The organism is Arthrobacter sp. NPDC057013 (assembly GCF_042674585.1).
In the GTDB taxonomy this organism is placed as follows: Bacteria; Actinomycetota; Actinomycetes; order Actinomycetales; family Micrococcaceae; genus Arthrobacter.
The window spans coordinates 78,445-93,227 of sequence record NZ_JBHUSE010000006.1; the positions used below are offsets into that span (position 1 = coordinate 78,445).

The following is a 14,783-nucleotide window of genomic DNA, read 5'->3' on the forward strand; positions in this document are numbered from 1 at the left end:
CCGGCACAAGTTTGGGCGGGATCCAAAAACTTCTTTGAATCACCCCAGAACGAACCCAGGTAGCAGGTCAGGGCCTTCTCAAAATGCTGACGCTACGCCGCCAGCACCTTGTTCAGCGCCGTCCGGATCCGCTTCTCAGACACCGAGTAGGCCGTCCCAAGTTCGACGGCGAAGAGGCTCACCCGAAGCTCTTCGATCATCCAGCGCACCTGTGTCAGCTCGGCACCTGCCCGGCGGCCGGGCAGCAACGCCGACACGGCGTCGTCGTAATCATCCTCCAGCTGCTGGACCGCCGCCATGTTCAGCGCATCGCGCTGGACGTTGCCGGGCAGCTTCTCCAGGCGCTTTTCGATGGCGGTGAGGTACCGGGGGAGCTGACTCAGCTGCGCATAGCCTGTCCTGGCAACAAAGCCGGGGAAGACCAGCTGTTCAAGCTGGCTGCGGACATCGTTGAGCGCGCTGATGAGCGCCAGGCTGGTGGTGCCCCTGAGTTGCTTCTCGATCCGGCGCGTGCTGGCGAGGATTCGCTCCACGACGGCGGTAACGCTGAAGACGGTGTCTATCAGCTCCGCGCGGACATGCTCGTACAGCGCGTCGAATGCTGCCTGGTCCCACGGGAGCTCGGCTGGGGTCAGCTTGTCCACGGCGGCCAGGACGCAGTCGGCGATCAGGGCCGAGACGGACCCGTGCGGGTTCTGGCTGAACGTCAGCTTTTCCGTGTTGTTCAGGTGTTCGAGGACGTAGCGGTCCGGCGCGGGCAGCCGCAGTGCGAGGAGCCGGATGACACCGCCCCGCATCGCCTCCTGCTGCTCCGATGCCGTCTGGAAAACCCGCAGGCCAACGGATTTGCCTTCGTCCACCAGCGCGGGAAAACCGGTAACGGTGTGACCCTTGACGGTGACGCTGGCTTGGCGCTGAAGGGTGCCGAACCGCCACTCGGTCATCCCGGATTGTTCCGTGAATCCGGCGTGAGCCTGCGCCCGGCCGTCCTTGGGGGCAACCTGCTGCTGGTTCTTCTTCGGGGCCCGTGCGCTTGGTGAGCGCGGCCCTGCGGTGGCGGGGGTGGCGCCCAGCGACTCTGCGATGGCCCGGCGCGTGGCTGGCGCGAGCTGTTCCTGCAGGGCTTCGAGATCCTTGCCCTCGTCCAGGACCTTGCCCCGGCTGTCCACCACCTTGAAACTCACCCGCAGGTGCGGCGGGACCGCATCCCAGTTCCACGACCCGGGCGGGATGATCTGGCCCTTCAGGCGGCGCAGGACCAGCTCCAGCGAACTTTCCAATTCGTCTTCGGCGGGTTCGAAATCGGCTTCGAGTGCGGCTACAGCCTGCCGGGCGACGTCCGGGGCCGGAACGAAGCTCTTGCGTACCTGCTTCGGCAGCGACTTGATCAGCGCGGTGACAAGTTCCACGCGCTGGCCGGGGATCAGCCAGCGGAAGGGCGCGTCGTCGAGCTGGTTTAGGAACAGGACCGGAACCTCCGCCGTGACGCCGTCAGACGGGTTGGGTGTCGAGCCGGCTGCCACGGGATGGAATTCGTAGCTCAGGGGCAGTTCAAAGCCCTTGTGCAGCCACGTCTTCGGGTAGGCGGACTCGTCGAGCGCGTCGGCGTCCTCGCTCAAAAGCAGGGCCTGATCGAAGTCCAGCAGCGCCGGATCCTGCTGCCGGGCTTCCTTCCACCACTTGTCGAAGTGCCGTTCCGAGACGACGTCCTTGCCGACGCGTGCGTCATAGAACTCGAAGAGCGTCTCGTCGTCCACCAGCAGGTCCCGGCGGCGCATCCGCGCCTCGAGTTCTTCCACTTCCTGCAGCAGGGCCCGGTTGCGGTGGAAGAACTTGTGGTGCGTCTTCCATTCGCCCTGAACCAGTGCGTGCCTGATGAACAGCTCCCGGGCCAGGACAGGATCGACCCTGCCGAAGTTGATCCGGCGCTGCGCGATGATGGGCACGCCGTAGAGGGTGACCTTTTCGTAGGCCATCACGGCGCCCATCTTGGTGGACCAGTGGGGTTCGCTGTAGCTCCGCTTGATCAGGTGCGGCGCCACCTGTTCGGCCCACACAGGCTCGAACTTGGCGGCGACCCGTGCCCATAGCCGGCTGGTTTCGACGAGCTCGGCGGCCATGACAAACGTGGGCGACTTCTTGAACAGCGCCGAGCCCGGGAAGATGGCAAACCGGCTGCCACGGGCGCCCGCGTATTCCCGCTTGCGCTCGTCAAGGATGCCAATGTGGCTCAACAGGCCGGAAAGAAGGCTGATATGGATGCCCTCGTGGTTGCCCACGGCGTCGGCCTCGCGCTTGTTGTCCAGGCTGATGCCCAGAGGCCGGGCCAGCTGCCGGAGCTGCGTAAACAGATCCTGCCACTCCCGCACGCGCAGGTAGTTGATGAATTCGTTGCGGCACAGGCGGCGGAACTGGGTTGAGGAAAGCTCCTGCTGCTTCTCGTGGATGTAATTCCAGAGGTTCAGGTAACCGGTGAAATCTGAATTCTGGTCGCGGAAACGGGCGTGCTTCTCCGCCGCCAGCTGCTGTTTGTCCGTCGGGCGTTCGCGCGGATCCTGAATGGTCAGGGCCGCCGCCAGAATCATGACTTCACGCACGCAGCCGCGCTTGCCGGCCTCCACGATCATGCGGCCGAGCCGCGGATCCACCGGAAGCTGGGCAAGTTTCTGTCCGACGGCGGTCAGGCCACCGCCGTTGCGGCCGCCACCTTTGCCGTTTTCGCCATTGGCCGCCTGCGGCGTCCCACTTGATGCCTGGGGCGCACCAGCGGCTGCCTGCGGCGAACTCAGGGCACCGAGCTCACGCAGGAGGGTCACGCCGTCGTTAATTGCCCGCGAATCCGGCGGCTCCACGAACGGAAAGTTCTCAATGTCCTTGGGCCCGCGCGCGACCCCCATGGCGGTCATCTGCAGGATGACGGCCGCCAGGTTGGTGCGCAGGATTTCCGGATCGGTGTAGAGCGGCCGGGACTCGAAGTCCTCCTCGGAATACAGCCGGATGGCGATGCCGTCCGACACACGGCCACACCGTCCGGAACGCTGGTTGGCAGACGCCTGCGACACGCGCTCGATGGGCAGTCGCTGCACCTTGGTGCGGTGCGAATAGCGCGAGATGCGGGCGGTGCCTGTGTCGACGACGTACTTGATACCCGGCACGGTCAGGGAGGTCTCGGCCACGTTGGTGGCCAGCACGATCCTCCGCTTGCTGCCCGGATTGAAGACCCGGTGCTGGTCCTGCAGGCTCAGCCGCGCGAACAGTGGCAGGACCTCGGTGCCGGCCAGCCGCCGGTTGGACTGGATCCTGGCCTGCAGCGCGTCCGCGGCGTCCCGGATCTCCCGCTCACCGGAGAAGAAGATGAGGATGTCGCCCGGCGCCTCCAGGGCGAGCTCGTCGACGGCGTCGCAGACCGCGTCCAGCGGGTCCCGGTCCTCCTCGAGTTCATCGTCGGAGGAGTTGTCCTCGTCATCGCCGGCGGACGGGCCGCCGGCCGGCTGGGAGAGCGGCCGGTAGCGGATCTCCACCGGGAAAGTGCGGCCGGAAACCTCAACGATGGGCGCAGGTTCCTCGTCCGAGCCGAAGTGCCTCGCGAAGCGCTCGGGATCGATGGTGGCGGAGGTAATGATCACCTTCAGGTCCGGCCGCTGCGGCAGGATCCGCTTGAGGTAGCCGAGGATGAAGTCGATGTTCAGGCTGCGTTCGTGGGCCTCATCGATGATGATCGCATTGTATTTGCGGAGCAGCTTGTCGCGCTGGATTTCGGCCAGCAGGATGCCGTCGGTCATTAGTTTGACCTTGGTGGACTTGCTCACCTCACCGGTGAAACGGACCTGGAAGCCCACTTCCTGTCCGATGTCCACGCCGAGTTCGGAGGCGATGCGTTCGGCCACCGTGCGGGCCGCGAGGCGCCGCGGCTGGGTGTGGCCGATCAGGCCGTTCTCGCCCAGGCCCAGCTCCAAGCACATCTTTGGGATCTGGGTGGTCTTTCCGGAGCCGGTCTCGCCGGCAATGATTGTCACCTGGTTGGCGGCAATCGCGGCCATCAGGTCCTCGCGGCGCTCGGAAACCGGCAGCCCGGCGGGGTAGGAGATGTGAAAAGTCATGGCTCCTCCAAGTCTACTGCCGCGTAAAAGGACCCGGCGTGCGCCGGGTCCTTGATTGGGTGGACGGATTGTGGTTGGTGAGACTGGCAGCCATGCGCCCCTAGAAGATGCGCATCGTGTAGTTGCTGCTGGGCAGGTCCAGTGCGGACCAGTCCCGGGCCGAGTGCTCGGGCGGGGTGTGGCCGCGGCCGTCCCGGAGGATGGCGCCGACGGTGGCTGCTGCTGCAACGAGGACCAGGACGAGGAGGGCGATTCCGAAGATTTCCATGTCTCCATGGTTCTCCCGTGGGGCCTTCGAAAGAAGTGGCAGAAATGCCTAAAAAGTACAATTTTCTGCCATACTGGAAACATGCTTAAGACAGTGGCAGTTATAGCGGTTCCCAACTTCTCGATCTTCGAGTTCGGTACCGCTTTTGAGGTGTTTGGCATCGACCGATCGGACCGGGGAAGCGGCGTGCCGCAGTTCGACTTCCGCGTGTGCGCACCGGTGCCCGGGGACATTCCTTTGAAGTCAGGCCTCACCATGAACGTCAGCCTCGGCTTGGAAGCCGCCGCCGATGCCGACCTGGTGATCATGACGCCTTACGGCCGGGAGGAAGATGTACCGGAGTCGGTCCTTGATGCACTGCGGGCCGCACACGCCCGGGGGGCCTGGGTAATGTCGATTTGCTCCGGCGCTTTTGCCTTGGCCCGGGCCGGGCTGCTGGACGGACGCCGTTGCACCACGCATTGGCACTACTCAGGAGAGCTGGCCGCCCAGTACCCCAAAGTCCTGGTGGACGAGAACGTCCTTTATGTCGAGGACAGCAGGATCATCACCAGTGCCGGAACAGCAGCGGGTATTGACGCCTGCCTGCATCTGGTGAGGATCGAGTTCGGTGCCGCCGTGGCAGCCGCCATCGCCAGGGACATGGTGGTTCCGCCGCACCGCGACGGCGGCCAGGCCCAGTTCATTGACAGGCCCATGCCCGAGTGCGGCTCCCAGCCCATGGAGGAACTCCTCCGGTGGATGGTGGAGAACCTGGACGAGGAACATCCCGTCCAGGAGCTCGCCGCCCGCGTGCACATGTCGCCGCGCACCTTTGCCCGGCGGTTCCGCGCTGAAACAGGGGCCACCCCGGCTGCGTGGCTCAACTCGCAGCGTGTCCTGCGCGCCCAGGAGCTGCTGGAGTCCACGGAGCTGAATATCGACGAGGTGGCGCGGCAGTCGGGGTTTGGCCACCCAGTGCTGCTCCGGCACCACTTCGCCAAGGTGCTGGACACGAGTCCGCAGTCCTACCGCCGGGCCTTCCGCGGCCAGATGGCCCCGGCGGGCTAGCTAGGTCCCGGTCTTCAGCCGGAGTGTGATTCTTCGGCAGCCGCCCGGGTCGACTCCACGAGGACGCGCCACGGCCCGGTGACTGCCGTCTCCGGCAGCGTGGCGCGGCGCTGGCCGGCGCGGATGGAGTACATGAAGCGGTCCGGCTGCCCGTCCGCCGCCTGCCGGGGATCGTCGACGGCGTCCCATGGGCACGCTTCGACGAGCGGCTGCCATCGGCTTTTGTCAGTGGACGTCACGGCCAGCACCGTCCAGACACGGGTGGCTGCGGCTATTCCGCCGCTGCGCTCGACTGTGATTTTCATGGCGAGGTTCCCGGGTTTCCGCGGCTGCCGGGAAGCGGAGTGTCACATGCCCGGCGTCGGTTAGAGCTTTACCTTCACAGTCTCCCACGCCCCGCGCACGGCGTCATGCTCTGCGGACTCCTCTCCGAACAGCTCCTTCGCCGTTGCTGCGGTGGCTTTGGCGAAGGCTGTGAACGTGGTGGTGGGGCTCAGCGAGCCGCCTGTCAGCGTGTCGTACCAGATCTGGCCCGGCGCATCCCAGGCGTTCCCGCCGAGCGTCTGGGCGAGGAGGCAGAACGCCCGGTTCGGAATGCCGGAGTTGATGTGGACGCCGCCGTTGTCTGACCGGGTGCGGACGTAGGAATCCATGGAGTCCGGCTGCGGGTCCTTGCCGAGGACGTCGTCGTCGTAAGCCGTTCCCGGTGCCTTCATGGAGCGCAGGGCGGATCCCTGGACCTGGGGCGTGAACAGACCCTCGCCGATCAGCCAGGATGCCTCGGCGGTGGTTTGCTTCCGGAAATACTGCTCCACGAGGGCGCCGAAGACGTCGGAGACGGATTCGTTGAGGGCCCCGGCCTGGTTGCGGTACGCGAGCCCGGCTGAAAACTGCGTCACGCCATGGGCCAGTTCGTGGCCGATCACGCTGAGCGAGCTGGTGAAGCGTTCGAAGACCTCGCCGTCGCCGTCGCCAAACACCATCTGCTGGCCATCCCAGAACGCGTTGTCATACAGCTTTCCGAAGTGGACGCTGGCCTTCAGCGGCATTCCCAGGCCGTCTATCGAATTCCGCCCGAACGCATCCGCGTAGAGGCTGTGCGTGTGGCCCAGGCCGTCATAGGCCTCGTCCACGGCGGGGTCGCCGGTGGCGGCGTCCCCCTCTTTCCGGACAACCTGCCCGGGCAGCGACTCGCCGGACTGTGCGTCGAAGACGGACCTGTTGGCCGGAGCGGGCTCCATCTGCCTGACACCGGCGGGAGCCGACGGCGCCGACATGCGGGCGGCGTGCACGGCTCCAACGTGGAGCAGGGCTTCCCTGGCGGCGCGGGCAACTGCCGAGAACCGGGGGGATCCCTGGGCGGCCAGGCGGCGGAGGATATACGGCGGAACAATTGAGCAGACCATGCAACTCACACTACGAACGGCCTCTGACATTCTGCGTCAGGCGCACTGGAAATGCAGAAAACCCCCGCCGCTTTGAGTAAGCGGCGGGGGTTTCGGCTGTGCCCTCGATAGGATTCGAACCTACGGCCTTCTGCTCCGGAGGCAGACGCTCTATCCCCTGAGCTACGAGGGCATCCAGGGATCCTGCCGTTCCCGGCCGGACGTCCTAGAGCTTAGCAGGAAGGTGGGCCGGAAAGGAAAACGGACCCCACCTTTAGTATCCCGCGAACGAATCCACGTGGATACGTTCGGGCGCCGGCATGCCGGGCGGCACGGCGCAGCGAGCCGACGCTGGCCGGTGAGCCCGAAATGAAGATCAGGTGCGCCGAATACGGCGTGATGCCGATCCCGGCGGCGATGAACAGCACAGGGTCCGAGCCCTTCGGCAGCACGAAGTCGCCCGCCACCGTGGTGGCCATGAGCTCCTCGCCCGGCTTGAGACAGCAGCTTGCGCTTGGCGGCGGAGGCGGGGTCGGCGGTGCCGACGCCGATCTTCACATGTTTTGACTCCGGGTGGCTGGTCAGGCTGAAGACGCGGCGCCTGCCCCGCCCGTCCGGCCTGCTGTGCGGAAGATCCAGTTCGAGGTGCTGGCCGGGCGCATGGCGGAGCGGGCCCTGCGGGCGGAACACGAATTCCGTCGGCGTGGGCGTGAGACCGCGGGAGTGGCTGAACAGCAGCCCGGAGGCTGCCGCGCTGGCCCGACAGGAACGCCAGCAGGTTGCCGATCAGCAGTGCCAGCTCGGGGGAGTTCGCCACGAAGCTGAAGTTGGACGGCGTGGCCAGAAGGATTCCGACGGCGGCCGTCGCCAACTGCTGCCAGCGCCGCGGCGGCAGCGTGAGCGGTTCGGTGAGCATGAAACCGGCAAAGAACAGCACCGGGCCCTGCGCCAGGCTCTGCCACACAGCACTTCCGAGGTCGACGCCGGTAGGCATTTGCACCGCTGCCACGACGGCGGTGGCCACCAGGATGAAGACGGCGGCCATGAGCGTTTTCCGGGTGCGGTAGAGCACCAGCAGGACGCCCGGGACCAGGAGCCACAGCATGGCCGGCGTGCCGACGGGTGCTCGGACCTGTAGTTGCCGTCCGCGCTGTAGGTTCCGTCCTTATAGCCAGCTGCGGAGCCCGACGAGGAAGAAGGAGCCGAGGCTGTTCCCGACGCCGAAGCGCTTGCCGCCGACGGTTCGGTCTCCTGCTCTGCGGGCTGTTGGGCGGAAGGCGCCCAGCCTGCCACCGTTCCGGCGCGGGGCAGTCCGGCCATTCCGGCGAAAAGAGTTTTGCGGATTGAAGGCTTCACGGGGTCTCTTTTCGTGGTGCGGGTCGCCGGATTCCGCGCCGCGACGGGCTCCCCGGTAGTCTAGGAGTGTGACTCCCGAAGAACTCTCCCTCGCAATATCCGCCTGCCTGAAAGACGCCGTCGCCGCCGGCGACATCGCCCTTGCCGAGGCGGCTATACCGGACTCCGTCCTGGTGGAGCGTCCCAAGAACCGGGAGCACGGCGACTGGGCAACCAATATTGCTTTGCAGCTGGCCAAGAAGGCCGGCACCAACCCGCGCGAATTCGCCACCCTCCTCAGCGCGCGGCTCAAGGACATCAACGGCGTCGACGGCGTGGACATCGCGGGCCCCGGCTTCCTCAACATCACGGTTGACGCTGCAGCCGCCGGCGCGCTGGCCAAGGTCATCGTTGAAAAGGGCAGGGAGTACGGCACCAACGATGCGCTCGCCGGCCACACGGTGAACATGGAATTCGTGTCCGCCAACCCGACCGGGCCGCTGCACATCGGCCACACTCGCTGGGCAGCCCTGGGCGACTCGATCGCCAGGGTGCTGCGCGCCTCCGGTGCCGACGTCACCGCCGAGTACTACATCAACGACGCCGGCTCCCAGATGAACGTCTTTGCCAACTCGGTGCTGTCGCGCCTTCACGGCCGCGACGTGCCTGAAGGCGGCTACCCGGGCGAATACATCCGCGATCTCGGCCATGAGGTGCTGACGAAGCACCCGGACATCCGTGAACTGACGGACGCGGCGGCCCTGCCCGTCATCCGCGCCGCGGCCTACGAGGCCCAGCTCAAGGACATCAAGGACACCCTGGCGGACTTCGGGGTTTCCTTCGACGTGTTCTTCTCCGAGCAGGAACTGCACGATGCCGGCGCCATCGAAAATGCCGTTGCCCGCCTTCGCGAGCAGGGCCACGTGTTCGACGACGGCGGTGCCGTCTGGCTGCGCACCACCGACTTCGGCGATGACAAAGACCGTGTCATGATCCGCGCGAACGGCGAACCGACCTACTTCGCCGCCGACGCCGCGTACTACCTGTCCAAGAAGGACCGCGGCTACACGGAGAAGATCTACCTGCTGGGAGCCGACCACCACGGCTACATCAACCGGCTTAAGGCCATCGCTGCCGCGGCCGGGGATGACCCCGAGGTCAACATCGAGGTCCTGATCGGCCAGCTGGTCTCCGTCAACGGAGCCAAGCTCTCCAAGCGCGCCGGCAACATCATCGAGCTGAAGGACCTGATCTCCTGGCTGGGCACCGATGCGGTGCGCTACTCGCTGGCGCGCTTCCCGGCTGACTCCCCGCTGACGCTGGACCCGGAGCTGCTCAAGAAGCACTCCAACGAGAACCCTGTGTTCTATGTCCAGTACGCGCACGCGCGGTCCCGGGGCGCGGCGCGGAACGCAGTGGCTGCAGGCGTGGACCGGAGCGCCTTCGAGGCTTCCCTGCTGGACCACGCAACGGAAAACGAACTGCTGTCCTACCTCGGCAGTTACCCCTCGATCGTGGCCAAGGCCGCGGAGCTGCGCGAGCCGCACCGCGTGGCACGCCACCTGGAACTCATCGCCGGCGCCTACCACCGCTGGTACGACGCCTGCCGCATTGCCCCCATGGGCGACGAACCCGTCACGGACACCAACCGCACCAGGCTGTGGCTCAATGACGCCACCAGCCAGGTGCTCGCCAACGGGCTCGAACTGCTGGGCGTCTCGGCGCCGGAACGGATGTGATGGACGTGCACACGAACAACGCAGCCTCGCCGCTGGCTCCGGAGTGGCTTGCCGTCCCCGCGGACCTCAACGCCCTCCACACGCCGGTGTGGGCCGGCGGGGTGGAGCGGAACGACGGCGGCGAACTTGCCATTGACGGCATCCCGGTCAGCGCCCTCAAGGAGCAGTACGGCACGCCGCTGTTCGTCATGAGCGAATCGGATTTCCGCGCCCGCGCCCGTGCCTTCAAGGATGCGTTCGACGACGCCTTCGCGGACATCTGCGGGGGAGTGGACGTCTACTACGCCGGCAAGTCCTTCCTCTGCACTGCCGTCGCGACGTGGGTGGCCGAAGAGGGGCTGCGGCTGGACACGTGTTCCGGCGGCGAGCTTGCGGTCGCCGCCCGTGCCGGCATCGACGGTGCCAACCTGTCGCTGCACGGCAACAACAAATCCGACGCCGAGATCAACCGGGCGCTGGACATGAACATCGGCCGCATCGTGGTGGACAGCCTGGACGAGCTGGACCGCGTGGCCAAGATCGCCTCCGGCCGCGGGGAGAAGGCCAACGTCATGCTGCGGCTGACGCCGGGCGTGCACGCCCACACCCACGAGTTCATCGCCACCGCCCACGAAGACCAGAAATTCGGCCTCTCCATGGCGGAGGATTCCACGGACGAAGCGGGCCTGTCCGCCGCCGAGGAGGCCGTGGCTGCGGCAGCGTCCTACGACAGCGTGGAGCTGCTGGGCCTGCACTGCCACATCGGGTCGCAGATTTTCGAGCCGGACGGCTTCGCGCTGGCCGCCCAGAAACTCCTGACCTTCCTGGCCGCAGTGCAGGCCAAATATTCCATCACCCTGCCCGAGCTTGACCTCGGCGGCGGCTACGGCATCGCCTATACGCCGGTGGACACGCCCCGCCCGGCAGCCGACATCGCGCAGGCGATGGCCGCCGTCGTGCGTTCCAAGTGCACCGAACTGGGGATCACAGCACCCCGGATTTCGATCGAGCCCGGACGCGCGATCGTGGGCAGCAGCACCTTCACGCTGTACGAGGTGGGCACGCTGAAAACCGTCCGCGTGGACGCCCCGGCCGGTGACGCCGGCGCAGCCGGTGAGAAGAACGCTAAAAACGTTACGCACCCGCGCCGCTATGTGTCAGTGGACGGCGGCATGAGCGACAACGCCCGTCCGGTGCTGTACGACGCGGATTATTCGGCCATTCTCGCCTCACGGACCTCCGCGGCGGCCCCGCAGCTGTCCCGCGTAGTGGGCAAACATTGCGAGAGCGGCGACATAGTTGTTAGAGATGTATATCTGCCCGAGGACGTGGCAGCCGGTGATCTGCTCGCTGTACCGGGGACCGGCGCCTACTGCTGGGCCCTGTCAAGCAACTACAACTATCTGGCCCGGCCGGGCGTTGTCGCTGTGCGCGACGGATCTCCCCGGCTGATTGTCCGCGGGGAAACCGAAGAAGATCTGCTGAACCGCGACATGGGAGCCTGAATGACCGAATTGCGAACCCTGAAAGTCGCCCTGCTGGGCTGTGGCAACGTCGGGGCTCAGGTGGCGCGGATTCTGATTGACGACGCCGGCACCCTGGCGCCGCGCACCGGTGCCCGCCTGGAACTTGCCGGCATCGCCGTGCGGAACCTCGACGCCGAGCGCGAAGTGGACCTTCCGCGCGAACTGTTCACCACTGACGGTGAAACGCTGGTCAAGGACGCCGACCTCGTGATCGAGCTGATGGGCGGCATCGAGCCGGCCCGGTCGCTGATCCTCTCCGCCATCCAGAACGGCGCCAGTGTGGTCACGGGCAACAAGGCCCTGCTCGCTGCCGACGGCCCGGCCCTCTACGAGGAGGCGGACAAGGCCGGCGTCGAGCTGTCTTATGAAGCCGCCGTGGCAGGCGCCATCCCCATCCTGCGCCCCATCCGGGACAGCCTGTCCGGTGACCGCATCACCCGTGTGCTGGGCATCGTCAACGGCACCACCAACTTCATCCTGGACCAGATGGACTCCACCGGCGCGCAGTTCGCCGATGCCCTGGCCGAAGCCCAGCGGCTCGGCTACGCCGAAGCCGACCCCACGGCCGACGTCGAGGGCCACGATGCCGCCGCCAAGGCAGCCATCCTGGCGTCCCTGTCCTTCCACACGCGCTTCGACCTGGAGCATGTCTACTGCGAGGGCATCACCCGCGTCAGCGCCGCCGACATTGCGGCGGCGAAGGAAGCCGGCTTTGTCATCAAGCTGCTGGCGATCGCCGAGAAGATTGCCGTAACCGGCACAGAAACAGACGGCAGCGAGGGCGTTTCCGTGCGCGTCCACCCGACGCTCCTGCCGCGCGAACACCCGCTGGCAGCCGTCCGCGGTGCGTTCAACGCCGTCTTCGTCGAGGCGGAGAACGCCGGCGAGCTGATGTTCTACGGCCAGGGCGCCGGCGGAACCCCGACGGCGTCTGCCGTGCTGGGTGACCTCGTCTCGGCAGCCCGCCGCATTGTCCTGGGCGGTCCCGGACGCATCGAGTCCACCACCGGCCACGTTCCGGCGCTGCCGATCGACGCCGCGACCACCAGCTACTACATCGGCCTGGACGTTGCCGACCAGCCCGGCGTGCTGGCGAAGATCGCCCAGCTGTTCGCCGAGCACGGCGTTTCCATCGAAATCATGCGCCAGACCATCCACCGCGATGCCGACTCCAACGTGGAATCGGCCGAGCTTCGGATCGTCACCCACCGCGCAAGCGAAGCTGCACTGGCAGCAACCGTCGAGGCCGTGAAGGGCCTGGACGTGATCAATTCCGTTACATCCGTACTGCGGGTAGAAGGAGCTTAAGTGGCTCACCAATGGCGCGGTGTCATCCGCGAATACGCTGACCGTCTGCCCGTCACGGCGGCCACCCGGGTCATCACGCTCGGCGAGGGCGGCACGCCCCTGGTCCACGCCCAGAAGCTGTCCGAGCTGACGGGCTCTGACGTCTACCTCAAGGTCGAGGGCATGAACCCCACCGGGTCCTTCAAGGACCGCGGCATGACCATGGCCATGACCGCTGCCGTCGAGGCCGGGGCCAAGGCCGTGGTGTGCGCCTCCACCGGCAACACGTCCGCTTCCGCTGCCGCGTACGCAACCGCCGCCGGCCTGACGTGTGCCGTGCTGGTACCCGAGGGCAAGATCTCCATGGGCAAGCTGAGCCAGGCAATCGCCCACGGCGCCACGCTCCTGCAGGTTGACGGCAACTTCGACAACTGCCTGGACATCGCCCGCAAACTGGGCGAGTCCTACCCGGTGTTCCTGGTCAACTCCGTGAACCCGGCCCGCATCCAGGGCCAGAAGACCGGCGCCTTCGAGATCGTCGACGCCCTGGGCGACGCCCCGGACATCCACGTGCTCCCGGTCGGCAACGCCGGAAACATCACGGCCTACTGGAAGGGCTACAAGGAGTACTCCGCCCCGTTCGAGTCCGAGACCGCCGGCACGCTCGCTCCCGTCGCCACCAAGACCCCCGCCATGTGGGGCTTCCAGGCCGCGGGCGCCGCGCCGTTCGTCGCCGGCCACCCCATCACGGAACCCGACACCATTGCCACCGCCATCCGGATCGGCAACCCCGCCTCCTGGGACGGCGCCATCGCCGCCCGCGATGAGTCCGGCGGATTCATCGATTCCGTCACCGACGAGGAGATCCTGGCCGCCCACCGCTGGCTCTCCTCCCGTGAAGGCGTCTTCGTGGAGCCCGGATCGGCCGCAGGCGTCGCCGGCCTGCTCAAGAAGCACGCCGCAGGTGAGGTGCCCTCCGGCAAGACCATCGCCATCACCGTCACCGGCCACGGCCTCAAGGACCCGCAGTGGGCCCTCCGGACCGGGGACGGCAGCGACGTCCAGCCCGTCAAGGTGCCGAACGACGTCGTGACCGTTGCTGCGGAACTGGGACTGGAAGACAAATAACCGTGGAAACCATGCTGCCGCAGACCGCCCAGCTGCCCGCCATCCAGGCCGGGCAGCAGGTGACGGTCCGGGTTCCGGCCACCAGCGCCAACCTCGGCCCCGGCTATGACAGCCTCGGGTTGGCACTGAGCTTGCACGACACCCTCACCGTGGAGAGCCTCGACAGCGACGAGCTGGTCTTCGAGCTCAGCGGCGAGGGTGCGGACTCCCTTCCGCGGGACGCCAGCCACCTGGTGGTCCGCGCGATGAATGCCGCCTTCGGACGGCTGGGCTACCGCCACACCGGCCTGAAGATCACGGCCGAAAACGTCGTTCCGCACGGCCGTGGCCTGGGATCGTCGGCCTCCGCAGTCGTGGCAGCCGTGACGGCGGCCAACGCGCTGCTGCCGGCGGGGGAGCAGCAGGACAAGAACTGGATCCTGCAGCTGACCAGCGAGCTGGAAGGCCACCCGGACAACGTCGCTCCGGCGATCTACGGCGGACTGGCGCTGTCGTGGCAGGACAGTGACCAGTACAGCAGCACCTGCACCACTGTCGACGCTGCGGTTGTTCCCATCGTGGCAGTTCCGGACTACGAGCTCTCCACCGAGGCCGCGCGCGCCCTGTTGCCTGCCTCCATCGGACACCACGCCGCCGCAATGAACTCCGGCCGCGCAGCGCTTCTGATCCATGCCCTCACGCAGAAGCCTGAATTCCTGCTCGCCGGCACCGAGGACTTCCTGCACCAGAGCTACCGCGCAGAGGCCATGAGGCCCAGCGCCAGCCTGATCAAGGCCCTCCGCGAAGCCGGCCACGCGGCCGTTGTCTCAGGAGCGGGCCCCACGGTTCTGGTCCTGGCCAACGGCTGGGAAGAGGCCGCCGTCGTCCTGGAATTCATTGCCGCGTTTTCCGAGGCAAACACGCCGGACATCAGCTGGCGTGTGATGAAGCTGGCAGTCGACGTCGAAGGTGCTAAAGTGGGAGTGCACCGGCGGTAACACCGCATG

The 14,783-nt window shown here is 66.7% G+C and carries 10 protein-coding genes, 1 tRNA gene and 1 pseudogene; 6 read left to right on the forward strand and 6 right to left on the reverse strand.

All coding sequences use genetic code 11. The features are described 5' to 3' along the window. Positions 1 to 92: 92 nt before the first annotated feature. Both hrpA and ACFTSA_RS10475 read right to left on the reverse strand, forming a co-directional pair. Positions 93 to 4,100, reverse strand: a complete 4,008-nt coding sequence (hrpA, locus tag ACFTSA_RS10470; protein ID WP_377951205.1) for an ATP-dependent RNA helicase HrpA — start codon at positions 4,098 to 4,100, stop codon at positions 93 to 95. A 100-nt stretch (positions 4,101 to 4,200) separates the two neighbouring features. After that, the gene (locus ACFTSA_RS10475) at positions 4,201 to 4,368 is read right to left on the reverse strand and encodes a hypothetical protein (RefSeq protein WP_307103811.1); all 168 of its coding nucleotides are present in this window, start codon (positions 4,366 to 4,368) and stop codon (positions 4,201 to 4,203) included. An 81-nt stretch (positions 4,369 to 4,449) separates the two neighbouring features. Here ACFTSA_RS10475 and ACFTSA_RS10480 point away from each other — a divergent pair, with 81 nt between their 5' ends. Continuing rightward, positions 4,450 to 5,418 carry a GlxA family transcriptional regulator gene (locus tag ACFTSA_RS10480; RefSeq protein ID WP_377951206.1) on the forward strand — a complete coding sequence of 323 codons (969 nt, stop codon included), beginning with the start codon at positions 4,450 to 4,452 and terminating at the stop codon, positions 5,416 to 5,418. A 14-nt stretch (positions 5,419 to 5,432) separates the two neighbouring features. Here ACFTSA_RS10480 and ACFTSA_RS10485 read toward each other — a convergent pair whose 3' ends face one another. The 4 genes and pseudogenes from ACFTSA_RS10485 to ACFTSA_RS10500 form a co-directional block, all read right to left on the reverse strand. After that, complete coding sequence (locus ACFTSA_RS10485; protein ID WP_377951207.1) at positions 5,433 to 5,723, reverse strand: protealysin inhibitor emfourin; 291 nt, start codon at positions 5,721 to 5,723, stop codon at positions 5,433 to 5,435. Positions 5,724 to 5,783: 60 nt separating this feature from the next. Continuing rightward, positions 5,784 to 6,824, reverse strand: a complete 1,041-nt coding sequence (locus ACFTSA_RS10490) for a M4 family metallopeptidase (RefSeq protein ID WP_377951208.1) — start codon at positions 6,822 to 6,824, stop codon at positions 5,784 to 5,786. Between the two features lie 99 nt (positions 6,825 to 6,923). After that, positions 6,924 to 6,996, reverse strand: a tRNA-Arg gene (locus ACFTSA_RS10495). 81 nt (positions 6,997 to 7,077) lie between these two features. Beyond that, a pseudogene (locus tag ACFTSA_RS10500) lies at positions 7,078 to 7,917 on the reverse strand (FAD-dependent oxidoreductase); the annotation flags it as partial. Between the two features lie 310 nt (positions 7,918 to 8,227). Here ACFTSA_RS10500 and argS point away from each other — a divergent pair. From argS to thrB, 5 genes are read left to right on the forward strand one after another with little or no spacing between them, the layout of a single operon-like run. Then, positions 8,228 to 9,877: an arginine--tRNA ligase gene (argS, locus tag ACFTSA_RS10505; RefSeq protein ID WP_377951209.1), complete on the forward strand. Its 1,650-nt coding sequence runs from the start codon at positions 8,228 to 8,230 to the stop codon at positions 9,875 to 9,877. Continuing rightward, positions 9,877 to 11,361 (forward strand): diaminopimelate decarboxylase, encoded by a 1,485-nt coding sequence (gene lysA, locus ACFTSA_RS10510; protein WP_377951210.1) that lies wholly within the window; start codon positions 9,877 to 9,879, stop codon positions 11,359 to 11,361. The genes argS and lysA overlap by 1 nt, the downstream gene beginning before the upstream one ends. Further along, positions 11,362 to 12,690: a homoserine dehydrogenase gene (locus ACFTSA_RS10515; protein WP_377951211.1), complete on the forward strand. Its 1,329-nt coding sequence runs from the start codon at positions 11,362 to 11,364 to the stop codon at positions 12,688 to 12,690. Next, positions 12,691 to 13,797, forward strand: a complete 1,107-nt coding sequence (gene thrC / locus ACFTSA_RS10520; protein WP_377951212.1) for a threonine synthase — start codon at positions 12,691 to 12,693, stop codon at positions 13,795 to 13,797. Positions 13,798 to 13,808: 11 nt separating this feature from the next. Next, a complete protein-coding gene (thrB, locus tag ACFTSA_RS10525; RefSeq protein ID WP_377951346.1) occupies positions 13,809 to 14,774 on the forward strand; it encodes a homoserine kinase in 966 nt (321 codons plus the stop codon). The last annotated feature ends 9 nt before the right edge of the window (positions 14,775 to 14,783 follow it).